General features: G+C 61.2%; 20 protein-coding genes, 2 tRNA genes and 1 other RNA gene. 15 read left to right on the top strand and 8 right to left on the bottom strand.

Annotated elements, in window-relative coordinates; translation table 11 throughout:
• Positions 1-3: 3 nt before the first annotated feature.
• The 7 genes from Q362_RS0105190 to Q362_RS0105220 form a co-directional block, all read right to left on the bottom strand.
• Complete coding sequence (locus tag Q362_RS0105190) at positions 4-1,149, bottom strand: M20/M25/M40 family metallo-hydrolase (RefSeq protein WP_028317822.1); 1,146 nt, start codon at positions 1,147-1,149, stop codon at positions 4-6.
• The gene (ispD, locus tag Q362_RS0105195) at positions 1,136-2,341 is read right to left on the bottom strand and encodes a 2-C-methyl-D-erythritol 4-phosphate cytidylyltransferase (protein ID WP_028317823.1); all 1,206 of its coding nucleotides are present in this window, start codon (positions 2,339-2,341) and stop codon (positions 1,136-1,138) included. The genes Q362_RS0105190 and ispD overlap by 14 nt, the downstream gene beginning before the upstream one ends.
• Before the next feature lie 7 nt (positions 2,342-2,348).
• Positions 2,349-2,718, bottom strand: an RNA gene (gene rnpB / locus Q362_RS22055) — RNase P RNA component class A.
• A 27-nt stretch (positions 2,719-2,745) separates the two neighbouring features.
• Positions 2,746-3,354: a ribonuclease HI family protein gene (locus Q362_RS24210; RefSeq protein WP_211248447.1), complete on the bottom strand. Its 609-nt coding sequence runs from the start codon at positions 3,352-3,354 to the stop codon at positions 2,746-2,748.
• The gene (locus Q362_RS0105210) at positions 3,344-4,072 is read right to left on the bottom strand and encodes a zinc ribbon domain-containing protein (RefSeq protein WP_028317825.1); all 729 of its coding nucleotides are present in this window, start codon (positions 4,070-4,072) and stop codon (positions 3,344-3,346) included. The genes Q362_RS24210 and Q362_RS0105210 overlap by 11 nt, the downstream gene beginning before the upstream one ends.
• 118 nt (positions 4,073-4,190) lie before the next feature.
• Entirely contained in the window at positions 4,191-4,994 is an 804-nt protein-coding gene (locus tag Q362_RS0105215; protein ID WP_028317826.1) for a Nif3-like dinuclear metal center hexameric protein, read from the bottom strand.
• A 178-nt stretch (positions 4,995-5,172) separates the two neighbouring features.
• Positions 5,173-5,249 (bottom strand) — tRNA-Ile (locus Q362_RS0105220).
• 223 nt (positions 5,250-5,472) lie between these two features.
• Here Q362_RS0105220 and Q362_RS0105225 point away from each other — a divergent pair.
• Complete coding sequence (locus Q362_RS0105225) at positions 5,473-7,275, top strand: M48 family metallopeptidase (RefSeq protein WP_028317827.1); 1,803 nt, start codon at positions 5,473-5,475, stop codon at positions 7,273-7,275.
• Positions 7,276-7,302: 27 nt separating this feature from the next.
• Here Q362_RS0105225 and Q362_RS22050 read toward each other — a convergent pair whose 3' ends face one another.
• Positions 7,303-8,574 carry an HD-GYP domain-containing protein gene (locus tag Q362_RS22050; RefSeq protein WP_028317828.1) on the bottom strand — a complete coding sequence of 424 codons (1,272 nt, stop codon included), beginning with the start codon at positions 8,572-8,574 and terminating at the stop codon, positions 7,303-7,305.
• A gap of 200 nt (positions 8,575-8,774) precedes the next feature.
• On the opposite strand from Q362_RS22050, the gene Q362_RS0105235 reads away from it, so the two are divergent.
• The 14 genes from Q362_RS0105235 (at position 8,775) to csx2 (ending at position 22,796) form a co-directional block, all read left to right on the top strand.
• Complete coding sequence (locus Q362_RS0105235; protein ID WP_028317829.1) at positions 8,775-9,506, top strand: DUF1499 domain-containing protein; 732 nt, start codon at positions 8,775-8,777, stop codon at positions 9,504-9,506.
• Between the two features lie 6 nt (positions 9,507-9,512).
• Positions 9,513-10,265, top strand: a complete 753-nt coding sequence (gene surE / locus Q362_RS0105240; RefSeq protein ID WP_028317830.1) for a 5'/3'-nucleotidase SurE — start codon at positions 9,513-9,515, stop codon at positions 10,263-10,265.
• 24 nt (positions 10,266-10,289) lie between these two features.
• On the top strand, positions 10,290-11,144 hold the full coding sequence (locus Q362_RS0105245) for a deoxyribonuclease IV (protein WP_028317831.1): 855 nt from the start codon (positions 10,290-10,292) through the stop codon (positions 11,142-11,144).
• Positions 11,145-11,380: 236 nt separating this feature from the next.
• The gene (locus Q362_RS0105250) at positions 11,381-12,466 is read left to right on the top strand and encodes a branched-chain amino acid aminotransferase (protein ID WP_035215676.1); all 1,086 of its coding nucleotides are present in this window, start codon (positions 11,381-11,383) and stop codon (positions 12,464-12,466) included.
• Positions 12,467-12,716: 250 nt separating this feature from the next.
• Entirely contained in the window at positions 12,717-13,007 is a 291-nt protein-coding gene (gene groES / locus Q362_RS0105255) for a co-chaperone GroES (RefSeq protein WP_028317833.1), read from the top strand.
• Positions 13,008-13,050: 43 nt separating this feature from the next.
• A complete protein-coding gene (gene groL, locus Q362_RS0105260) occupies positions 13,051-14,712 on the top strand; it encodes a chaperonin GroEL (protein WP_028317834.1) in 1,662 nt (553 codons plus the stop codon).
• A gap of 191 nt (positions 14,713-14,903) precedes the next feature.
• A tRNA-Met gene (locus Q362_RS0105265) sits at positions 14,904-14,980 on the top strand.
• A 351-nt stretch (positions 14,981-15,331) separates the two neighbouring features.
• On the top strand, positions 15,332-15,673 hold the full coding sequence (locus tag Q362_RS23450) for a hypothetical protein (RefSeq protein WP_157469896.1): 342 nt from the start codon (positions 15,332-15,334) through the stop codon (positions 15,671-15,673).
• Positions 15,670-16,734, top strand: a complete 1,065-nt coding sequence (locus tag Q362_RS23455) for an RNA polymerase sigma factor (RefSeq protein ID WP_157469898.1) — start codon at positions 15,670-15,672, stop codon at positions 16,732-16,734. The genes Q362_RS23450 and Q362_RS23455 overlap by 4 nt, the downstream gene beginning before the upstream one ends.
• Positions 16,735-17,253: 519 nt before the next feature.
• Positions 17,254-17,892 carry a hypothetical protein gene (locus tag Q362_RS0105290; protein WP_169737363.1) on the top strand — a complete coding sequence of 213 codons (639 nt, stop codon included), beginning with the start codon at positions 17,254-17,256 and terminating at the stop codon, positions 17,890-17,892.
• Entirely contained in the window at positions 17,885-19,972 is a 2,088-nt protein-coding gene (locus Q362_RS0105295; RefSeq protein WP_157469902.1) for a hypothetical protein, read from the top strand. Before Q362_RS0105290 ends, Q362_RS0105295 begins: the two co-directional genes overlap by 8 nt.
• Before the next feature lie 108 nt (positions 19,973-20,080).
• Complete coding sequence (gene csx20 / locus Q362_RS0105300) at positions 20,081-20,470, top strand: CRISPR-associated protein Csx20 (RefSeq protein ID WP_028317840.1); 390 nt, start codon at positions 20,081-20,083, stop codon at positions 20,468-20,470.
• A gap of 40 nt (positions 20,471-20,510) precedes the next feature.
• Complete coding sequence (gene cas6, locus Q362_RS19240; protein ID WP_035215679.1) at positions 20,511-21,446, top strand: CRISPR system precrRNA processing endoribonuclease RAMP protein Cas6; 936 nt, start codon at positions 20,511-20,513, stop codon at positions 21,444-21,446.
• A 45-nt stretch (positions 21,447-21,491) separates the two neighbouring features.
• Entirely contained in the window at positions 21,492-22,796 is a 1,305-nt protein-coding gene (csx2, locus tag Q362_RS0105310) for a TIGR02221 family CRISPR-associated protein (RefSeq protein ID WP_028317841.1), read from the top strand.
• The last annotated feature ends 4 nt before the right edge of the window (positions 22,797-22,800 follow it).

Genomic DNA, 22,800 nt, shown 5'->3' on the forward strand with positions numbered 1-22,800 from the left:
CGCTCAGCAGGAGGATTCGGTCAGCAGAGCCAGGAGCAGCCGGGTCAGGTCGACCATGTCCTGCAACTCCACCTGCTCTTTCGTGGAATGGACGTTGGTCATGCCGGTGGCGACGATCGCCGTGGCTAGGCCGTTGCCGTTGAAGATATTGGCATCCGAGCCGCCGCCCGCACGTTCGTAAGTGAGTGTCATGCCGATCGACCGGGCCGCGGCTTCCACCCGACGGAGCACCGGTTCTTCCCGCTCCAGTTGCATCACCGGAAAATCCTGCCGGACCGCGACATCGACCGCCGGCGTCCCCTTGGCCGAGCCGGTGGGATCGGTCCAGGCGGCCACGGTGGCGGTGAAGATCTCGCGGATCTCCCCGGTCACCCGTTCCAGTTTTGCCATCGAATGGCTGCGCACCTCGCCCTCGATCACCGCCTTTTCCGGCACGATGTTGGAGGCGGCACCGCCGCTGATGGTGCCGAAGTTGGCGGTGGTTTCCTCGTCGATCCGGCCGCTCGGCACCCTGGCCAGGGCCCGGGCGGCGAGAATGAGCGCGCTCACCCCCCATTCCGGATGCAGGCCGGCATGTGCCGCCACGCCGGTCACGGTGATGGTCAGCCGGTTGGCCGCCGGCGCATGGGTGATCACCCGGGCAAAGCCGCTGGAATCCAGGGCATAGCCCTCGCGGGCACGCACCAGGGCCGGCTCCAGGGCCTTGGCGCCGACCAGCCCGATTTCCTCGCAGGTGGTGATCACGAATTCCACCGGCCGATAGGGCCGGTTGTTCTCCCGCAACACCCGCATCGCCTCGATGCAGGCGGCGAGGCCGGATTTGTCGTCGCTGCCCAGGACAGTGTCGCCCTCGCTGGTGAACAGATCGCCGCTTCGTTTGACCCGCACGCCCTCGGCCGGCTGCACCGTGTCCATGTGGCAGCTGAAGAAGATCGGCGTGCATTCGAGGGCGCCGGCAAAGCGGATGATCAGGTTGCCGCTTTCCGAACCGGTGCGGCCGGCCGAATCGTCCTCGACGATTTCGGTGGCGCCCAGCTCGCGGAAAACCTGTTGCAGGTGACGCGAGATGCGCCCTTCCCGGCGGGAAGGGCTGTCGATCTCGCAGAGTTCGGTGAAGCTGGCGGCCAGCCGTTCTCTATTCACATCCATGATTCGACCTCAAGAGGACGACGGCATGGGCGGCAATGCCCTCGCCCCGTCCGGTGTATCCCATTTTTTCCGTGGTGGTTGCCTTGATGTTGATTGCCGCCGGCGCCACCTGGCAGCAGCGGGCCAGGTGGCTCGCCATGGCGGCGAGATGGGGGGCCAGTCTGGGCCGCTGGCAGACAATGGTGATGTCGGCGTTGCCCAGACGAAAACCCTGCTGTTCCGCCAGGTTATAGGCTCGGCTCAGCAGAAGCAGGCTGTCGATCCCCTGGTAGTGCGGGTCGGTATCGGGGAAATGACGGCCGATGTCGCCGGCGCCCAGGGCGCCCAGCAGGGCGTCAGTGAGGGCATGGGCCACGACGTCGGCATCGGAATGGCCATCCAGGCCCAGCTCATAGTCAATGGTCACGCCGCCGAGGATCAGTTTGCGGCCGGCAACCAGCCGGTGGGCGTCAAAGCCGTGCCCTATTTTCATGCTGTCCTCCCTGGAAAGCAAGGCTGCCGCCACGCGCAGATCTTCGGGACGGGTGATCTTGCCGTTCTCTTCGCTGCCCGCGACCACCTGCACCGGGATGTCCGCCGCCTCCAGCAGCGAGGCCTCGTCGGTGCCGACAAAGCCGGTGCGCAGCGCCTCGGCAAAGGCCCTCTCCAGCAGCGGCCGTCGGGCGGCCTGGGGCGTCTGCGCCTGCCAGAGAGCGGAGCGATCGACGGTGGCGACGATCGTGCCGTGGTCGTCGATCCGCTTCAGGGTGTCCTTGACCGGCACCGCGGCGATGACCGCACCGTGGCGGGTCGCCCCTTCGAGGCAGCGGCAGATGGTTGCCCGGTCCACCAGCGGCCGGGCGGCGTCATGGACCAACACCAGTTCAATTTCGGGGGGAAGCTGCCGCAGGCCGGCGCGCACTGAATCCTGGCGGGTGACGCCGCCAACGGTGAGCCGCAGCCGTTCGACATCCTGCGCCGGCAGATGGGCATGGAGCAGGTCGGCGGTGTGCTCGAAGAAATCGGCGGGCGCGGCCACCACCACGACGCGGATGGCCTCCACCGCGAAAAAGGCCCGGCAGGTCCGGACCAGGATGGGGAGGCCGGCCAGGTCGAGGAACTGCTTGGGCCGGGCATGGCCGAAGCGGGAGCCGGTGCCTCCGGCCGGAATGACGACCCCGGCCGGCGGCAATGGGAACGTGTGGTCGTTCACAACAGAAAAAAAGGGGTGAATTGTAAGCCGAATTCTGTTTCCGTCCGAAGACGGACCATGATCATTTCTCTCGGATGCCGGTCGCCCGGCACCTCATGCAACCTACCCGGAGGCTTCGGACGGGCCGCCCTCAAACGCCTCCCTATTTGGTCTTGCACCCGGTGGGGTTTGCCCTGCCCCCCATGTCGCCATGGGGGCGGTGAGCTCTTACCTCGCCATTTCAACCTTACCTGTGAACGCTCGCGCGCTCCATCGGCGGTGTCGTTTCTGTGGCACTTTCCCCCGGTTTCCCGGAGTTCGCGTTACGAACCACCGTGCCCTCCGGTGTTCGGACTTTCCTCCCCGGCCTGCGCCGGAGCGATCATGCATTCACCCCTTACCTCGCGTGACGGTCAAAGGTGCCGTCAGCCGTTTTTCCGGTCGATCCCCTGATTGGCCAACTGGTCGGCGCGCGCGTTCTGCGACCGGGGCACATGGGCGATCGACCAGGCCTGGAACCGGTCCAGCCGTTCCCGCACCTGGCGGAAGAGCGGCTGGAGCGTCTCGTTCTTGACCTTGTAGCGTCCCTGGATCTGGCGGACGATCAACTCGGAATCCAGAAAGATGGCCACCTGGACGCATCCCTTGCTCAGGGCCTCCTCGAGGCCGAGAAGCAGTGCCTTGTACTCGGCGACATTGTTGGTGCAGGTGCCGAGATAGGCCGAGCGGGCCGCCAACTCCCCGCCTTGCTCGTCGAAAAGAACCGCGCCGGCGCCGGCATGGCCGGGATTGCCTCGGGAGGCGCCGTCGGTGAACAGGCGGCAGCGGCCGCCAGCCGCTGTCCGGTCTGTCGGTTGTGTCTGTGCCGGCGGCGGACTCGGTACGGCGTTTCCCGCCGCCGGCGGGACGCCGCGAAGCAGCCGCCGGATGGCATCCGGCTGCCGGTCGGGAAAAATCCGTCGCAGGGTATCGTCGTCGAGGTGGTCCGCCAGCCGCCGCAGGATCAGATCCCTGGTCAGCAACTCAGGATTCAACCTGGACTTCCTCGTCTTCCTTGTAATACAGGATGCGCTGGCAGGTCGGGCAGAGATTGAATTTTTCCGCCTTGCGCACCTCGATGACCTGCTGCGGCGGCAGGGCCATGTAGCAGCCCTGGCAGACGCTGCCGTTGACCGCCACCACCGCCAGGCCGTCGCGCTTGGCCAGGAGCATGGTGTAGCGCTTGAGATGCGGGCCCTGCAACGCCGCCGACTCAGCCTCCCGCCTGCCGAGCACCGACTTCTTCGCCTCCTCGATGCGCTGGATTTCCTTGTCGACGTTCTCGACCTCCTCGGCCAGCAACTGCTGCTCGCCGGCGCAGAGATTCTCCAGGGCGGCGACCTCTTGTTCCAGTTGTTCGATCTGTTCGATGAACTGGAGGATGCGGTCCTCCGTTTCCTTGACCAGCCGTTTGTTCTCTTCGATTTCCTTGAGTAGGGCCTGATGCTCCCGGCTGGTCTGGACCTGCATCATCTTGTTCTGGCGATCTTTGACCCGCGCTCCCGCATCGTCGTGCTCGGCCTTGGTTTCCGCCTGCTTCTGATTGAGCAGCTCAATCTTGGTGCGGAACTGCGTGATCGCCTCCTGTTTTTCGGCAATGGCCTGCTCGCGGCTGGCTATCCCTGCCTGATGCTTGGCGATGGTGTGGTCGAACCCGGCAATTTCGCTGTCAATTGCCTGCAGTCTGATGAGTTTGAGTATTTCCTCTTTCAATGATGGGCTCCTCGGTCGGTAAGTCTGATGTTAACAAAGGAAACAAAATCTGCGGTGTGATGGTGAACACGATGCGTGGTGGCCTGGGCGGCGGCTGATTGGCGGGTGCGATGGACGTTCATGCCAGGTTCAAAGGCGGTTGCTGGACCGCGGCGTCAATGGCGAGATTCCAGGAACGCGCCGCGGTCTGGCGCCGCAGCATGTCGCGAAAAGCACGCATGGCGGGCTGCTCGGTGGCGAAATGGCCGGCGTCGAGCAGCCACAGGCCCGCATCCGCGGCCCAACGGGCCACCGCATGCTTGACCTCGGCGGTCACGAAGACATCGGCGCCCTGCGCGTGCGCGATCTCCGCCAGGTCGGAACAGGACCCGCCGCAGACAGCGGCCACCGTCACCCGTTCGGGCCGGGTCCCGGCCTCCAGAACCCACGGCGGCGAGCAGGCCTGCCGGATCCGGTCGAGAAAGACGTCGGCAGTGACCGGTGCGGGAAGCGTACCGATGCGGCCGAGGCCGCAGTCGAGATCGCATCCCCGGCGCGACGGCACCAGCGGCCGGGTGTCCGCCAGGTCCAGGGACTGGGCGAGATGGTCGCTGACGCCGCCCTGAATCGAATCGAGATTGGTATGGCAGGCGATGACGCTGATCCGGTGGCGGGCGGCGGTGGCGATGAACCGGCCCGTGGGGGTATCGGTGCGGATGGTCTTCAGGGGCCGGAAAATGACGGGATGATGGGTTACGACCAGGTCGTAATGTTCGGCGGCGGCCTGATCGATCAACGAGGAGGTGGGGTCGAGCGCCAGCAGGACCCGCTGCACGTGCTGGTGCGGGTCGCCGACCAGCAAGCCGACATTGTCCCACTCCTCGGCCAGGCTTTCCGGGGTGATCTGCTGGAGAATTGTCAGAACGTCTCGAACGGTAGGCACGTGTTATTCTTTAAAGAAAAAGAGGCACATCCCTTCGGAGATGTACCTCTTCTCAGGCATTGTCCGCAATGCCCTGCGGTTGTTTCAACACTGGTTGCCAAGAGCTGTTCAATGTCTTCAATGTCGGGCGTGGGGTGGCAGGGGCCGGGGAACATTCGCTCCGCTCTTCCGAAAAAAGTGGTGGGCCCACCTGGACTCGAACCAGGGACCGACCGGTTATGAGCCGGTGGCTCTAGCCAACTGAGCTATAGGCCCTGATATCACAATAAACAAGAAATAATATCAATGAATCGAAAAAGGTCAAGACCTTTTTGTGTCACTCCCGAAAAAAACGAGGCGCCGAAGGAGAAAAACAAGGGCGGGTCCAAACGATTCCTGGCATATTGCCCCTGGCATGCGTAGGATAACCGCATGCCGGTGCTGCATTCCTGCCCGCCGTCCTTCCGGGCTACGGGCGGAAACACGAAGAGGTGTGTTGATGCTGTATACCAATCTTCTCTATTTCCTGGTGGCGATTTTTGTTTTCTCCACCAATACGCCCGCACCCAGGCCGGCCTTGCCGCCCTTTTGGGCGCTGGCCGCGCTGGCCGTGGTTTATTGGGGGTTCGGCCGCCTGGCCGCCCGGATGTTCCACCGGTCGGCATCGGGGCCGGCGGGGTATTTCTCGGCGGAAAAAAAGCTGTCGGTCCTGGCGGTGCTGGTGTTTGCCGGTTGTGTCTATCTCTTGGAACTCAAATACTATCTGAATCCGCTGTCCCTGGGCGGCCGGCTGCCGGTGCTGGCCGACGTCGCCGGACTCGGCTGCTTTTTTCTCCTCCTGATCCTGATGTGGCGGGCCGCCAGGCCGCACTACCAGCGCATCTTTCAGCGTTCGTACACCCCCTGGGCCTTTGTCCGCAGCAACGTCAAGGCCAACCTGCCCATCATCCTGCCCTGGCTGACGCTTTCCCTGGTCTTCGACTGCCTGCTGCTCCTGCCGATTCCCGGCCTGGACGGCGTGTTACGGTCGCCGTGGGGCGATCTCGTCCTCTTTGCCCTGTTCCTCCTGTTCCTGATCCTGGTCTTTCCACCCCTGGTCCGCACCCTCTGGGGATGCACGCCCCTGCCGCCCGGACCGCTGCGGCAGCGGCTCCGGGCCTTCTGTCAATCCCAGGGATTTCATTCGGAGATGTACGTCTGGCCGATTTTCGAGGGACAGGTGCTGACCGCGGGCATCGTGGGAATCGTGCCCAAGCTGCGCTATCTGTTGCTCACCCCGGCACTGCTGGAAACGTTGAACGAGGAGGAGTTGGACAGTGTTCTCGCACATGAGATCGGCCATGTCAGGCACCGGCACCTGCTGCTGTATATCGCGCTGTTCCTCGGATTCAGCCTGCTGGCCGGGGCGGTGGCCAAACCTCTGCCCCATCTCATCCTGTCCAGCGATTTCTTCTACCGTCTGCTTGCCTCGCTGCCGGTGGCGCCCGGCAACCTGCTGGGCATCCTGGCGACCCTGCCGCTCCTTGTCCTGATCCTGGTCTATTTTCGCTTCGTTTTCGGCTATTTTGCCCGCAACTTCGAACGGCAGGCCGACGCCTTCGTTTTCCGCGCCCTGGGCACGGGCTGGCCGCTGGTCCGTTCCTTTGAGAAGATCGCTCTGCTCGGCGGCGGCAGCCGGGAGGAGAAGAACTGGCATCATTTCGGCATCGGCGAGCGGATCGATTTTCTGCAACGATGTGAGCGAGACCGCAGCCTGATCGACCGGCACGACCGCCGGGTGCGCCGCCATCTACTCGCCTATGCCGTCTGCATCGGCCTGGGCGTCCTCGTCCTGCAGGGCATCGATGTCGGCAAACTCTCCGAGGGCTATGAGACGAAATATGCTGAAGCGGTGCTGATGCAGAAGGCCCGGCAGGACCCGGAAAACAGTCTGTGGCTGCTGTATCTGGGCGATTTCCTGCAAGGCCGCCAGATGGAGCAGCGGGCGATCGACGCCTATGAAAAGGCGCTGGCGCTCACACCGATGAGCGCCGAAATCAACAACAACCTGGCCTGGCTGCTGATCACCGCCCAGGACAAGCGGTTGCGCAATCCCGAGCGGGCCCTGACCCTGGCGCACACCGCCGCCCTCCTGAAAGAACGTGGTTTCATCCTCGATACCCTGGCCACGGCCTACTGGGCCAACGGCTTGGTCGAGGAGGCGGTGGCCACCCAGCTCAAGGCCATTCGTCTCGATCCGGAAAACAGGGTGTACTATCAGGGGCAGATGGAGAAATTCAGACGGCAGCGCTGGGGCGAGTAACCGGAAACGGCGCAGCTCCTGCGGTTTTTACAGAATGACGGCGGGCAGCTCCATTTCCAGGCGGTTGAAGGCCTTGGTGAAGGCGTGGACCACCTCGGGGTCGAATGCCGTGCCGGTGCCGGCGACGATGGTGTCGCGGGCTTCTTCGGGCGACAGGGCTGTGCGGTCGTGGCCGCCGGCGGTCAGGGTGTCGTAGGCGTCGGCCACGGCCAGGATGCGGGCGCCTTGGGGAATCGTTTCCTCCGCTTCCCCGGACGGGGGCGGCGCTTGTTCCTGGAAGCCGATCAGCAGAGGAAGAATCCGGCCCATTGGCCCGCTGAGGAGCTGCTCGTCCGCGGTGCCGCCGCCGGAGTCCTCGCGCGGCGGTTCGTCCCGGATAAACCGGGTCGCCTTGTCGAGAATGGCGCGGCTGATCCGCATCCGGCCGAGGTCGTGGAGCAGGGCCGCCGAGCGGATATCCTCGATCTCGTCCTTTTCCAGGCCCAGATGCGTGGCGATCCGGGTGGCATAGATCGAGACGCGGAAACAGTGGTTTTCCCGCTCCTCGTTCTGGGCGACGAAGTGGCGGAGGATGAGCAGCAGCCCCTGGTAGCTCTGCCTGAGTTCCTGCATCTTGTTTTTGTTCCTCTCGTACAAGGTCCCCATGGTATAGGCGGTCACCAGCAGGATGCACCCCCAGGAAGCGATGTGGTACCAGTGGCTGTCGCCTCCGAGTCCGGCCGGATTGAACCGGTCGAAGCGATCGGGATTGAAATGGCAGACCAGCCCGACCAGGAGGATGCTGGCAAAGGCGGTGAACACCGCCTGACGCCGGCCGAACGAGTAGGCCGAGACCACGGCCGGCAAGGTATAGAAGCCCAGGAGCAGATACTGCGAGGCAATGGTGTGGTTGAGCATCCAGGCGATGGCCAGCATGGCGGCAATGATCCAGAGTTCCCTGTTGATCTGCCGCAGGGAGCGGGTCAAGGCGCTGGTTCGCCGCAGCGGCGGCAGCTTGATCCGGTCAGATTCGGCACGATCGTCCGACCCGTCCGGCCCCGGTAAGAGTGCAGCGTCGGCGCCATCCTGAAGCGGGAGAAATTGGGCTTCGGCTCCCAGTTCCTGCAGCCTGCGGACAACGAGCAGTCCGGTGTCCTCGGCCACGTTGCGGCTCAGTACCACCGGCAGGTTCCGCAAGAGTGTCGGGATTTTGTCCGGCGGAATGCTTTTGGCCCGCTTTTCAAGATAGACGATGAGTTGCGGCTCGTCGGCGGTCGGGGAAAGTGCTTTCAGGATGAGGGAGCCTCTGCTAGTATGCATGGTTGCCGTGCGGAATGAGCCGGAACGTTCCCGGTGTTCTGGAGGAGTTGGGGTGGACCGTGGAAAAATGCCGACACCGCAATTATACGGGGAAGCGTCTTCGGGTTCAAGGCATGGCGGCTATTTTTAGAAACCTGACGTGAGACGGCGTTCGGGCCGGGCGGAACGACAGGGAGAGTGTACGCGGGGAAGAGGAAAACATGGTCCGACGAACGCAATGGCTGTTGAAAGGACAAATGCTGTGGCTGGTCCTGGCGGTGGCGGGCGTGCTCGCTTTCCGGGCGGCGCTGCTGACCTGGCGGCCGGCGCTCATGCTGGTGGCCGTGGCCATCGGCGGCCTGGTGCTGACCGGTTTCGTCAGCCTGCTGGTGCTGTTTTCGCTCCTGCGCGCCGGTCGCAGGGGGAGCGCCGCCGCCTGTCTTGCCGCCGCCGGCCTCGGCCTGCTCGCTTTGGTTGGCGTGCTGCTGGCGGGCGTGCACGGCGCCAAGGCGCCGCCGATTCACGATATCACCACCGATCCCGGTAATCCGCCCCTGTTCGGGATCGCGTCGCAGCTCCGAACCTCGGGCGACAATCCCATCGCCTATTCGGGCGGGGCAACGGCGGACCTGCAACGGCAGGCCTATCCCGACATCGTGCCGCTGACGGTGGCGCTCGCGCCGGCCGAAGCTTTTGCCAGGAGTCTGGCCGTGGCTGAACGGCTCGGCTGGCGGATCGTCGGCCAGAGCCGCGAGCAGGGCAGCATCGAGGCCGTCGACCGGACACTGGTGTTCGGCTTCACCGACGACATCGCCATCCGCATCGTCGCCGCCGGCGACGGCAGCCGCATCGATCTCCGCTCCGCCTCGCGGGCCGGGGTCAGCGACCTGGGCACCAATGCCAAGCGGATCCGCGCCTTTGTCGCCGCCTTTGCCAATCCTCAACGCAGATAAACGACCATGTCCACACCACTCATTCTGGTCACCAACGACGACGGCGTGCATGCGCCGGGCATCCGCGCCCTGCACGAGGCGGTCAGTTCGCTGGGCGAAGCGGTGATCGTCGCGCCCGAACGGGACAACTCGGCGGTGAGCCATTCCCTGACCATGAACCGGCCGCTGCGGGTGGTGCAACTGGATAATCAGATCCATACCATCGACGGCACCCCCACCGACTGCGTCACCATCGCCATCAACAAGATTCTGCGCCGCAAGCCCGATCTGCTGGTGTCCGGGATCAATCCCGGCGCCAACCTGGGCGACGACATCAGCTACTCGGGCACGGTGTCGGCGGCCATCGAAGGCACCATGTACGGCATTCCCTCGCTGGCCTTTTCGCTGGGCGGCCAGCCGCCCTTCGATTTCGAGGTGACCGCGGCGGTGGCCTGGAAGCTGGCCTCCATGGCCCTGGCCATGCACCTGCCGCCCAAGTCCCTGCTCAACATCAACATCCCGCCCCTGCCCGCCGGCGAGATCCGGGGCATCCGCTTCACCCGCCAGGGGCGCCGGCTCTACCGCGACGCCATCCAGGAGACCTTCGACCCCTGGGGCCGCAAGCACTACTGGATCGGCGGCGGCACCGTCCACTGGTCCGGTGGCGACGACACCGACGAGGAGGCGGTGCGCAACGGCTATATCTCGGTCACCCCGATCCAACTCGACCTGACCAACCACGACGGCCTGGAGTACCTGGAACGGCAATGGCAGATGTGACCCCAAGCAGTCCGGAGACCGCCGATGCCGCTGCTGGGCGCCCATGAATCCATCGCCGGCGGGCTGCACCTGGCCTTTGACCGGATCGAGCGAGTGGGCGGCGCGGCCCTGCAGATCTTCACCGTCAACCAGCGCCAGTGGCGCTCGGCCCCTCTGGAGCCGGAGGCCATCCGCCGGTTCAGGGAGCGCTGGGCGCAATGCGGCGGCCTGCCGGTGGCCGCCCATGCTTCTTATCTGATCAATCTGGCCGCCGGCGCGCCGGACACGGCGGCAAAGTCGGCGACCGCCTTTGTCGAGGAACTACGGCGCTGCCTTCAGTTGGGCATCGCCTTTGTGGTGATCCATCCCGGCAGCCATGGCGGCGCCGGCGTCGAGGCGGGGTTGGCGCGGGCGGCGCGCCAGCTCGAGCTGGTTCTGGAGCGTGCGGGAGCGCTCGACAGCGACCTGAAAATCCTCCTGGAAACCACTGCCGGCCAGGGCACCTCGCTGGGTGGCCGCTTCGAGGAGCTGGGCCGGCTGCTGGCCGCAAGCCGCTTTTCCGCCCATCTCGGCGTCTGCGTCGATACCTGCCACATCTTTGCCGCCGGCTACGATCTCCGCACCGCCGAAGGATATGGCCGCACCATGGCGGAACTGGAGCGGCATGTCGGCGTGGACCGCATCCACTTTTTTCATCTCAACGACTCCAAGAAAGAGTGTGGCAGCCGGGTCGACCGGCACGAACACATCGGCGAGGGCTGTATCGGGCCGGACGGCTTCCGCTTTCTCCTCAACGATTCCCGCTTCGCCCGTCTGCCCATGGTCCTGGAAACCGACAAGGGCGATGATCTGGCCGAGGATGCCGAAAATCTCCGTCGGCTGCGGACCCTTGCCGCCTGACCGGATGCGCGCCAAGTCGAGCGGATACGGGAAAATTCCTCGGGTGGATCGGACTACTGCTTGTTTCCCGATGACCAATCGATTATGCTCCCGAAACCGTTGCGGGTGAACGGCGGTTGGGGCGACCGCGTTCCGCCGGGCCTTGCCGGCGCCTGCCCATGGCCCCTCATTCCTCGAAAAATTCCTCGAAAAATCGGAAACCGGTGACAGGGAACCGGTGCACGCAGGGTGGCACGATGTTCAACAATGAGCTTGAAGTAACGCTGCAAAAGGCCACGGCCGATCAGATGAAGCCGAAACCGGATCAGAACAGCCTGGGATTCGGTCAGTTTTTCACCGATCACATGTTCACCATGCGCTGGACCCGGCGGCAGGGCTGGCATGAGGCCGCCATCGAACCGTACCGGACCTTCGCCATGGACCCGGCCGCCATGGTGTTTCACTACGGTCAGGCGATTTTCGAAGGCATGAAGGCCTATCGCGGCAAAGACGACCAGATTTTCCTGTTCCGGCCCCAGGACAATTTCAGCCGCATGAACCAGTCGGCGCTGCGGATGTGCATGCCCCGTTTCCCGCAGGAGCGCGTCCTGCAGGCCCTGCGGGCCATGGTCTATCTCGATCAGGAATGGGTGCCCAAAACGTCGGGTGCCACCCTCTACATCCGCCCCACCATGGTGGCCACCGAACCGGCGCTGGGGCTGCGGCCGGCCGAGGAGTACTTGTTTTTTATCATCTGCTGTCCGGTGGGCGCCTACTACTCCGAAGGCTTCAGCCCGACCAGGATTTATGTCGAGGACACCTTTGCCCGCTCCGTTCCCGGCGGCGTCGGCAACGCCAAGACCGCCGGCAACTACGCGGCCAGCCTCAAGGCCCAGGCCCTTGCCCACGACAAGGGCTATACCCAGGTCCTGTGGCTGGACGCGGTCGAGCATAAGTATGTCGAGGAGGTGGGCACCTCCAATATCTTCTTCCTGATCGATGGCGAAGTGATCACCCCGCCGCTGGAGGGATCGATTCTGCCCGGCATCACCAGGGATTCGGTTTTGCAGCTGGCGCGCGACTGGGGCTATCCGGTCAGCGAGCGCCGCATCACCATCGACGAGGTTCTCGCCGCTGGCAGAAAGGGGACCCTGCAGGAGAGTTTCGGCACCGGCACCGCGGCGGTGATCAGTCCGGTGGGCGAATTCTGTTACCGGGATGAGTGCGTCCAGATCAACGGCGGCACTGCCGGTGCTTTGGCCACACGGTTGTATGAAGAGTTGCAGGCCATCCAGTTCGGGTATCGCGAAGACCCGCACAAGTGGCGCGTTCGGGTCGGATGAGGCGATCCGCGCGCACGTTTCCGCCTCCTTAAACCTTTTCATTTCAAAGGGTTGGTCGATATTTTTTTTTCGGCCAACCCTCCCTTGATTTTTCGGGAACCGAACCTATTATTTTGCGCAGTTTGAAGACCGAAGCTTCGTTTTCGTCCAACAATGCGGTTTGAACCGACCGTCGGACCTCAAACTACCCCCATCGGTTCAAACGTTTTCATTTCAATGCTCACAACAAAACAAAGAAGGAGGAGTGTTCATGAAAATTCGTCCATTGAATGACCGTATCCTGGTCAAGCGATTGGAAGGAGAGGAAAAAACTGCCGGCGGCATCATTATTCCCGATTCGGCCAAGGAAAAACCGGCCGAGGGTGAAATCGTCGCCATCGGTCCCGGCAAGCGCAACGACGCCGGTGAGCGCGTCGCCATTGATCTGGCGGTGGGCGATCGTGTGCTGTTCTCCAAATACGGCGGCACCGAGGTGAAGCTGGACGGCGAGGATTTTCTGATAATGCGCGAGGATGATATCCTTGGTGTGGTACAGGCGTAAGAAAAAGGAATCCATCCAAACGAATTATTGAGGAGACAATAGAATGGCTGCAAAAGATCTGAAGTATGGTGCCAAGGCTCGGGAAAAGATGCTGACCGGTGTCAACACCCTGGCAAACGCTGTCAAGGTGACCCTCGGGCCCAAGGGACGCAATGTATTGATCGAGAAATCCTTCGGCGCGCCCGTCATCACCAAGGACGGCGTCACCGTGGCCAAGGAGATCGAACTGAAGGACAAGTTCGAGAACATGGGCGCCCAGATGGTCAAGGAAGTCGCTTCCAAGACCTCGGACGTCGCCGGTGACGGCACCACCACCGCCACCGTTCTCGCCCAGGCCATCTACACCGAAGGCGCCAAGTTGGTGGCCGCCGGTTCCAACCCGATGGAAATCAAGCGCGGCATCGATGCCTCGGTCGCCGCCGTGGTTGCCGAGTTGGGCAAGATCGCCAGCCCGACCAAGGAGCAGAAGGAGATCGCCCAGGTCGGCACCATCTCCGCCAACAACGACGAGACCATCGGCAACATCATTGCCGAGGCCATGGACAAGGTCGGCAAGGAAGGCGTCATCACCGTGGAAGAGGCCAAGTCCATGGAGACCTCGCTGGATGTGGTCGAGGGCATGCAGTTCGACCGCGGCTACCTTTCCCCCTACTTCGTCACCGATCCGGAGCGGATGGAAGTCAGCATGGACGAGCCGCTGATCCTGATCAACGAGAAGAAGATCTCCAGCATGAAGGACCTGCTGCCGATCCTCGAGTCCGTGGCCAAGATGGGCAAACCGCTGTGCATCATCGCCGAGGACGTGGACGGCGAGGCCCTGGCCACTCTGGTGGTCAACAAGCTGCGCGGCACCCTCAACGTCGCCGCGGTCAAGGCCCCCGGCTTCGGTGACCGCCGCAAGGCCATGCTCGAAGACATCGCCATCCTCACCGGCGGCCAGGTGATCACCGAAGACCTCGGCATCAAGCTCGAGAACGTCACCATCAACGACCTGGGCACCGCCAAGCGCGTGGTGATCGACAAGGACAACACCACCATCATCGACGGCGCCGGCGACAAGGAGAAACTGGCCGCCCGGGTCAAGCAGATCCGCGCCCAGATCGAGGACACCACCTCCGATTATGACCGCGAGAAGCTGCAGGAGCGGCTGGCCAAGCTGATCGGCGGAGTGGCGGTGATCAATGTCGGTGCCGCCACCGAGGTCGAGATGAAGGAGAAGAAGGCTCGCGTCGAGGATGCGCTGAACGCCACCCGTGCCGCGGTGGAGGAGGGCGTTGTTCCCGGCGGCGGCGTGGCCTACCTGCGCTGCCTCAAGGTCCTCGATACCCTCAAGATCGAAGGTGAGCAGGCCCTGGGACGGAACATCATCCGCCGCGCCCTCGAGGAGCCGGTTCGTCAGATCGCCACCAACGCCGGCTGCGAAGGCTCGGTCATCGTCGAGCATGTCAAGAACCTGGAAGGTCCCATGGGCTTCAACGCCGCCACCGAGAAATATGAGGACCTGATCGAGGCCGGCGTCATCGACCCGGCCAAGGTGACCCGTTCCGCTCTGCAGAACGCCGCCTCTGTTTCCGGCCTGTTGCTGACCACCGAGTGCATGATCGCCGAGATGCCCGAGGAAGACAAGGGTGCCGGCGCTGCCGGTATGCCTCCTGGCGGTATGGGTGGCATGGGTGGCATGGGTGGCATGGGCGGCATGATGTAAGTCCTGCCACCTGATGTCCGGTACTCGGTACCGGGTGCTGTGCAAAGTGCCCTTTCCTGCGGATTTTTCGTGGGAAAGGGCATTGTTTTTCAGTGTGGCGCCAACCCTTGCCGGGCGGGAGTTTTCTTGTTGACAAACAACGGGAAATCTAGAATATTGGCGCGTCCAAGCCACCCGGCTTTTCAGATACTGGCGATGTAGCTCAGCCGGTTAGAGCATACGGCTCATATCCGTAGTGTCCGGGGTTCAAGTCCCTGCATCGCCACCATTTCTCAGTCCGGAGTTGTCCGGCATATATAAAAACCCGCAATTCGTGCAGAATTGCGGGTTTTTTGTTGTCCGGCCCGGTCCGAAGCAATCCATCGACGGCCGGAAGCATCGGTTTTCCCAACGGGTTGAGATGCCCCTTCCCGCTGACAGGCATCTGTATTTTGTCGATTGAGTCAAAATTTCTTTAACAATAACAAGAGCTGCAAGTATGATAACGTAGATATTTTCTTGATCAACCACCGTGAATTCAAAGTCTGCCTCCGACCTCATTCGATGTCTTCGTCAACCCGATCTTAGCGTTCTCGGCAACTCTATCCGCTCTCTGCCTCCTACACAGTGGCAGAATCACATGTTTTTTACCGGTGTGGCTGACAAGGAACTCAGGCAATGCACCGGTTCTTTTCCGGCAACACTGCGCAAAGATAAAACCACGCATCCCGTCTTTCTTCTGCAGGCCAGGAATACGGGGCACCTGATGTGTCCCTGTTCGTCGAAGGGGGATCGACGAAAGCACCGTTATATAGCCTCCGGGTGTAAACTCGAGATGACACCGAATGTCATGGACCGGGATTCGTTCCTGATCGAGCAATATCGGTTCACCGTTCCCCTGGATCATCGTTTTCAAAAATACCTTCGCTTCCACGGTCAGGTCCCTGACACCTGTATCCATGACGAGAGGGTTGAAAAATGACAGTATCCTCCGGCCAGTTGGTGAGCATCTTCCGTCGATGGTTGGAGACATCGGAAACGTATGCCTTTCTTGCCCGTTTCGTGCATGCCAAAAGCCGGTCTGAAGAGAGTGCCGGCATTATCCGCGCCGATGACCCGGAAGACCTGTGCCACGAATTTCTGCTCTTTCTTGTCGACAGTTATTTAGATGCGGCAAAACTCTCTCCTGAACAGATTCTCCTCATCCGTTCTGCGCAGTATCGCCGGGTTCTCGAACTGGCCTGGGGACGATTCATCTGGCATCGCCGCGAAATCGCACGAAGCAAAAACCACAACCCGCGAGGATATCTGTACCGTCGTTTGCGGGAGATTCTCCAGCATAACCCGGGGCGTTTTGTGGTAATTCGTAATCGGAGGGGCTACCTCTACTACTACCCGACCAGAAGCGTGGCGGAGCATGTGCGACCCAATATTGGGTCGGAAGAGGAACATTCGACCGGGTATGCCCAGTTTCTCCCACCTCCTCCGGCCACCGGGCAGACAGCGGAAAAATATCTGTTTTCGGAAAAGTGGCTCCTGGACACAGCCGATTTTTTTTGGCATCAGGCCATGCAAGACGAAACCGAACCACTTGCGCTGCCTATCCGCGCATTATGCCGATACCTCGCCGACCATCATCCCTGGTTGAACAAGCCTCAGCGCCAGGAGGGAACAGAGTGGGATTGTGTCGACCAGCTTGTCGATGAACGGGAAACCCCTGAGGAACATTTGCAGCGTATCAATGGACTGCAATCCGTCGTGTCCTTGGCCGCCCAATTGATTGCGACCTGGCCGGCGGAACAGCGACAGGTATTCGTTTTGCGCCTTGCCGATCCGCCGGTTCAATATGAAGCCATCGCCGAACGCCTGGGGCTGGCCAATCATAATCGTGCCTATGCCCTGCAGCAGAAAGCATTGCATTCCCTGCAGCGGTTCATCGGCAACTGGCCAGGCGTGCCACTGTCCGAACTGCCCGAGGAAGTCGCACTTTCATTTATCGAGGAAATGAAGCGGTTATGTAAAAACAGCCTGTTCTGTCCGTAACAACAGACAGGGCCCGAGCCTACTTTTTCTGTTTCGAGAACAATGGAATCACTCCCTTTCCGCCTCGACGATCATCCGGCCTGGCAGCAGGCATGGCGCCTGCGATGCTGTCCACCTGATCGTCTACTGGTTAAGCCGCCCGATAACCGCTTGCGCGAGCATCTCGAAATCTGTCCCTGGTGCCGGGCGGCCATGGAGTTGCCCCTGTGCCCGATTCCGGAAGAAGATGCCTGCTGTCCCGCGGAAACGCCGCTCGGCTCAGGACAATTATATGCACTTGACTTGCAACTGGCCGGTTGGGGACCGAAGGCGAGATATTACAACCCGCCAGTCGTCCTGGTGCTCTCCCTGACAGACGCCCATTCGGTCTTTGTCTGCCAGACGTATGGGGACCCGGATCTCGCCGGGCCGGATGACATCGCCCTGGGGGGCGGTTTCGCCGGCTTCGCGCAACCCTGGAATTGTTACACCCTGATGCGACAGGACCTCGGACTGCATCTGGGAACGGTTGATGCGCTGGTGGCCGAGATGGTGCGCCGGCAAATCGATCAGGGCCGATTCTCCCCCCTGCCGGGATCGCTGCTCTGGTTTTTTCGGCAAATGGAGGTCGAAACCGGTTTTTTCTTCAGCAGCCGGTCCGTTGACCAATTGCTGGCCAGACATGAACGTGCCTCCATCCCTTTTCCGGCCGGGATCGACAATGGCACAATACGGCGGGATCTGCACAGCCTGCCTGTCCGATTCCCATTGGTCGACCTTTCCGCCGCCTCAGTGGTTGATTTGCTGTTTTGGGCCGAACCGGACCCGAAACATCTGCCATTGGCCGCCGCTGACACGGAGATCGTCCCTGCCCTGGTCTTCACCCTGGAGTACGGCCGTCTGACGGCGGCCGAGGTTGTGCCGCTCTCGGTATCGTTCTGCGAATATGCCGACAACCTTTTAACTGTCACCGGATCGATCGCATCGCTTCCCTCAGGTTCTCGCGCCTGGCTCTTTCGTTGGCACACCGGTGGTCAGTTGATCGAACCTTTGCCCGAACATGCAGGGCACGACAATCTCCTTTTTTGGGCGGCTTTTCCCTTGACTCCCGAACAGGCAACGCAACCCGGTCATCTCGTTGTTCGCATTCTCCGGGAGGAAGGGGGAGGAAGTGACTGAGAAAAACCACTGGCAGGAACTCCTCGTCTTTTTTCGCCAAGACGCATTGATTGCCGGCCGCCATCTTCGTCGGCCCTGTCCGGTTCCTTTGCCTTCGGTCTCCCTGCTCGAAGAGCTCCGCACCCTGGCCCGGCACCACGGACTTCTTCCTTTGTTCCATCGTCATCTGCTTTCCTCCCTGGCCCTGCCGGAAACTGCCCGACCGCACCCCGGCCAACTTCCGCAGGACGCCACTGCAATCTGTCCCGGCTGTACTGAGGAGACATTGTTTCAGGCCCGTTGGTGCTGCTTGCCCATTCTCACCTGCCGGGGAGCAACGGCTTCGATCGTTTGGATGCTGCTCGGACACATGCCGGGATGGCAGGGATTCTCCTTCATCGGCGATCCTCAACCGCAAGCGAGCAGCCTGGAGGCCGCTATCACGGCCCAGACAGCCATCGGGCACGACCTGCAGTCACCGGACTACGGGTTCCTTGCCGTGACGCTCCAGCATCCCGACGAGCCGCCGCTGACCGGTGGTTCCCTGGCGCTTTCGTTGGCCCTGGGCATGCTGCTTCTGGATCGGGGCAAGCGCTGGCCGGAAGGCGTCTATGCCAGCGGCGGCCTATCGGTTGCCGGCCGCATCCATAATATTGCCGGAGAGGTGCTGAAATACGGCAGAGTGGGCCAGGACATGAAAATGCTGATGTATCCGGACACCGGCCTGCTTGAACTCATCCCGGATGCCAAGGTGGTCCGCTGCGCGGATCTGGAACAGGCCGTCTTTGCTCTCGACTGTGTCCAAGAAGGGGCCGATGCGGGGAAAATCATCCTTTTTCGCGCCTGCCTGGCCAATCCCCGCCTGTTTCTTGAGCGGTTCAAATCGTTGCCTTTGGGGTTGCTGTCCTTTGCTGCCGGTCGGAAACTGCTCGCCCGGATCGGAAATGAGCGGCACCGGTTGTTCCCTGTGCTCGGCCGTTGCCTGGCCGATTGTCACGACGATCCCGAACGGGCCGCCGTTATTGCCGACCTGTTCAGCCCGGAGGAGATATCCGCCATAGCCCGGCAAGATTCCGACGAAGAGGCCTTGGTCGCCCATCGCTGGTGCGTGTCCCGGATCGCCTGCGCCAATCGCAATGGTGCCGTGGCCGACAGCCGGGCCTGGATCGATCTGGCTCAGACCTTGGAGTTCTCAGCGACTAAAGGAGTGGAAAAGGTCGATTACGCCAACCACGCTTTCGTCACCGCCCGGTTCAACCGCTACGATTTTCGACCCGAGCCGCCAGGAGATTTTGTCGAGTGTCTCGATATCGAACAGCGCCTATACGGGATCGCTCAGCGCGATAATCGCGTCCTTGGGGCCATGTACGGCACCCTGGCCCAGAATTATGGGTTCTGCGGGCCTGCCTGTCGACCACAGTTTGCCGACTGCATTCACAAGGCGGAGGAAGCTTTTGGCCGGAAATACCGCCGGGAAAGTCTGCGGCTGCTGGCCTACCAGATCTACAGCCTTCTGGATGGCGCTCAGTACAGTGAGGCGATGAAACTGCTCAACCGTTACCTGGGTACGCCTGCCGGGGGTGGTCCCCAACAGTGGATCGATGCGATGCTGTGCCTCTGGCGGCGACCAACGGAGCATACCCCGTTTCAGACCGCTACCGTCTGTCGCCTGCTGGTGGAACTGACCCATACCGGCAATCTCTGGCCGCAACCGGACTGGTGCCGCTCTCTGGCCGCCATGCTCCCCGGTCGACTGTCGCACCCCTGGCAGCTGACCGCCTGCAATCTCGGGCAACTGTTCAATGCCGCCGGCCTGCACGACCAGGGCGCGGCGCTGCTCCATCGTTCGGTCGACGCCTGCAGGGCCGGGGGGATAACCATGGTGCCCATGGCCCTGATGCCTTTGGCTGTTCTCAACGACCTGTATCCCGGCGATGCCGGGATAGGGTCGGTTTGCGCTGAAATCGTACAAAAAATACGGACAAGCGGCCTGTTGCATCGACCGCATTTTCAACCGCTCATGGATGCGACGACTCCGGTGCAGATCCTGGAAGAAGTGTTGGCCGACCCCGGCCGTTATTTTCCGTTCAGTTATCGATAAAAAGACAGGGTGCGTTCAAAAAAGAAAAAACCTGCCCGTAAGGGAAAGCAGAAACAAACAACGCGGATGCCCCGTACCAACCGGATAACTGAACAGGAACAGCACGATATGCCCCGACTTTTTTTGATGTTCAATCACACCTTCACCCTCATTCAACAGGAAAGCGCCCGCCGCGAGTTGGGGGTGGATGCCATTCTGGAACCACCGCTGGAGCTGCGCCGCCGCTGGGCCAATATCCCCCCGGAAGAACCGAGCCTGCGCCTCTGGTTGCAGCCCATGCGCGACTGGTTGGCCGATCGCGCCCAACCGGGAGATTATCTTTTGATTCAAGGAGATTTCGGGGCCTGTTACCTGATGGTCCGCTTTGCCCTGGAACGCAATCTCATCCCGGTCTACGCCACCACCGAACGCCATGCCCACGAAGAGCATCTCGGCGACGGCCGGGTCAGGCTGGAGCACACCTTCGACCATGTCCGCTTCCGGCGGTATGGGGAGTGAATACTTTGCCGCTCCGGGAACAAGGAATGAGCGAGGAACCATGACTATCCCTTTGCACCATTTTACTTTTCATTGCCGTTGGACCACCGAGGCCCGATTGCCGGAGTATCTCGGTTCAGCCTTGCGCGGCGCTTTCGGCTGGGCACTGAAGAAGAGCAGTTGCGCCCTGAAAAATCAGGATTGCGGGGTCTGTATTCTGCGGCAGCGCTGTGCCTACGCCTGGATTTTCGAAACTGAACGCTACAGGGACACCGCTGGCCGTCAGGTCAATGCCCGGCCGCACCCCTATGTTCTTCAGCCGGGAAACAACACCAGCGGCCAACGACAGCCTTGTGGGGAATGGTCCTTCGAATTGCTGCTCATCGGCCGGAGTATCGATTTCCTCCCCCATATCGTCTATAGCGTGCAGCAGATGGGCGAGGTCGGTATCGGCGCGGCGACCCGGAACGGGCTGGGACGTTTTGTTCTCGAGAAAATCGATGATGGCGCCACATTTATTTTCGACGATCACAGCGGACGGTTGCATCACCCACCGACAACCGTTGAGTTGGGATTGGCTGAGCCTCCTGAAGAACCGGTGCACACGTTGCGTTGCACCTTGGATACCCCCTTGCGGCTGAAACAAGGCGACTCGCTGCAAAAGGACCTGCCCTTTCACGTCCTTATTCGGGCTGCCCTGCGCCGAATTGCGGCCCTGGAAACAGCCTACGGTCAAGGCGAACCGGCCTTGGACTACAGCGGCCTGGTCCGCCGGGCCGAGCAGGTTGAAACCACCGCCTCCACGATTCGCTGGCACGAGACGCTGCGCTTCAGCAACCGCCAACAACAGAAAGTTTCCCTGAGCGGCCTGATCGGCACCACCGAATACCGTGGGGATCTGAACGAGTTTGTGCCCCTGCTCGAATATGCCGGCCGGGTCAACCTCGGCAAACAGACCGTGTTCGGGTTGGGGAAGATGACGATGGAATGGAATTGATACACATTGAGCGGTTGCCGTTCATCACAACAACAGGAGCAATCCATGGCAAAGGTATTCGTGAGTTTTTTGGGGACAGGGCCGTACTCCAAAGCTAAATATTGTTGGACGAAAAGGTCGGACATAATCGTGGATGTTCGTTTCGCACAGACAGCTATTCTCAAATTTCTAGAAGAGCAAAAGACAGCGGAAGAACCCGTCGAAAGGTTAATCCTTTTTTGTACGGAGAAATCCCGCAAACAGCTTCCTGTTCTTGAAGAGGAAATGCGGTTACACCTGCGAACAGTACCGGACCCATTCCCTCCCGGCGTTCTCGTCCCTGAAGAAATGACCGCTCCTAATCAATGGAAGTGGTTTGAGCAACTTCTGAGGTATATAGATCAGGGGGATACTCTGATCATTGACTTTACCCATGGCTTTCGGTCCGTTCCCATTGTCTTTTCCAGCGCGATTGGTTTCTTGCGCCGGGCAAAGGACATCAAACTGGCACACGCCCTTTATGCTTGGTGGGACAAGGAGGAGCCCGACAAGGAGCATCCCATCGTCGACATGCGTGATTTTTACGTGATCAACGACTGGGCCGAGGCCGTGGCCCGGCTCGCCGATGACGCCGATGCCCGTAAATTGGGAGAGTTGGCGAAAAATACCGAAGTGGAGTCGTTACAACCACTGGCGAACGAGCACCTGATTGACGCGTTTGCGGAAATGACCGACTGCATCCGCAATGTCGATGTCAACAACATCGGCAAGAAGGTTGAGGCTGCCCTGGAACGAGTCGAACAGGCCCGAACAAAGACCTCCGGTTCCGCTCGGGTGATGCTTGATCTGGTTTGGAACAAATTCAGCACGCTGTCTGTTCCGACCAGCGGCCGTTACGATCAGGCCTATTTCAGGAGCCAACTGGAGATTATCCGGGTACTGCTCGAACACCGCCTGTTCATGCAGGCCTTCACCGCCATGCGGGAGTTGGTCGGATCGATCGGCATGATTGGATTAAGCGGAAAATACAGCAAACAAATGTCTTGTGCCGATGGCAGGAAATACAGAAGCAGGTTTGCCGAGGTTTTTGTCAACCTGATGCAATACGCACAGGATAATTGGCGGTTTAGCGATCAAGCTGCCACAGATAAGGAAATACTGATGCCTTGGTTTAATACATTGCAGGATGTTGGGGTTGAACCGCAATTAAGGCGAATCGTCAAACCGTTAGTCGACACAAGAAACGGCTTTGACCATGCCTGGACGGCAAAAGCTGAAGCTCAACAGGATGTGGAACAACAAGGAAAAGAAGATTTGACCACCCTCGACACTATCATAACCCAGTTGGTCGAACAACGACTGATTTCGTGAAACA

Origin of the sequence: Desulfobulbus elongatus DSM 2908 (assembly GCF_000621145.1) — a bacterium.
GTDB lineage: Bacteria > Desulfobacterota > Desulfobulbia > Desulfobulbales > Desulfobulbaceae > Desulfobulbus > Desulfobulbus elongatus.

Coding starts and splice junctions, on each gene's coding strand:
- Q362_RS0105225 (WP_028317827.1), top strand. CDS start 5,473: ATGCTGTATACCAATCTTCTCTATTTCCTGGTGGCGATTTTTGTTTTC.
- Q362_RS0105245 (WP_028317831.1), top strand. CDS start 10,290: ATGCCGCTGCTGGGCGCCCATGAATCCATCGCCGGCGGGCTGCACCTG.
- groES (WP_028317833.1), top strand. CDS start 12,717: ATGAAAATTCGTCCATTGAATGACCGTATCCTGGTCAAGCGATTGGAA.
- Q362_RS23455 (WP_157469898.1), top strand. CDS start 15,670: ATGACAGTATCCTCCGGCCAGTTGGTGAGCATCTTCCGTCGATGGTTG.
- surE (WP_028317830.1), top strand. CDS start 9,513: ATGTCCACACCACTCATTCTGGTCACCAACGACGACGGCGTGCATGCG.
- cas6 (WP_035215679.1), top strand. CDS start 20,511: ATGACTATCCCTTTGCACCATTTTACTTTTCATTGCCGTTGGACCACC.
- Q362_RS22050 (WP_028317828.1), bottom strand. CDS start 8,574: ATGCATACTAGCAGAGGCTCCCTCATCCTGAAAGCACTTTCCCCGACC.
- csx20 (WP_028317840.1), top strand. CDS start 20,081: ATGCCCCGACTTTTTTTGATGTTCAATCACACCTTCACCCTCATTCAA.
- Q362_RS0105190 (WP_028317822.1), bottom strand. CDS start 1,149: ATGGATGTGAATAGAGAACGGCTGGCCGCCAGCTTCACCGAACTCTGC.
- Q362_RS23450 (WP_157469896.1), top strand. CDS start 15,332: ATGTTTTTTACCGGTGTGGCTGACAAGGAACTCAGGCAATGCACCGGT.
- Q362_RS0105250 (WP_035215676.1), top strand. CDS start 11,381: ATGTTCAACAATGAGCTTGAAGTAACGCTGCAAAAGGCCACGGCCGAT.
- csx2 (WP_028317841.1), top strand. CDS start 21,492: ATGGCAAAGGTATTCGTGAGTTTTTTGGGGACAGGGCCGTACTCCAAA.
- groL (WP_028317834.1), top strand. CDS start 13,051: ATGGCTGCAAAAGATCTGAAGTATGGTGCCAAGGCTCGGGAAAAGATG.
- Q362_RS0105235 (WP_028317829.1), top strand. CDS start 8,775: ATGGTCCGACGAACGCAATGGCTGTTGAAAGGACAAATGCTGTGGCTG.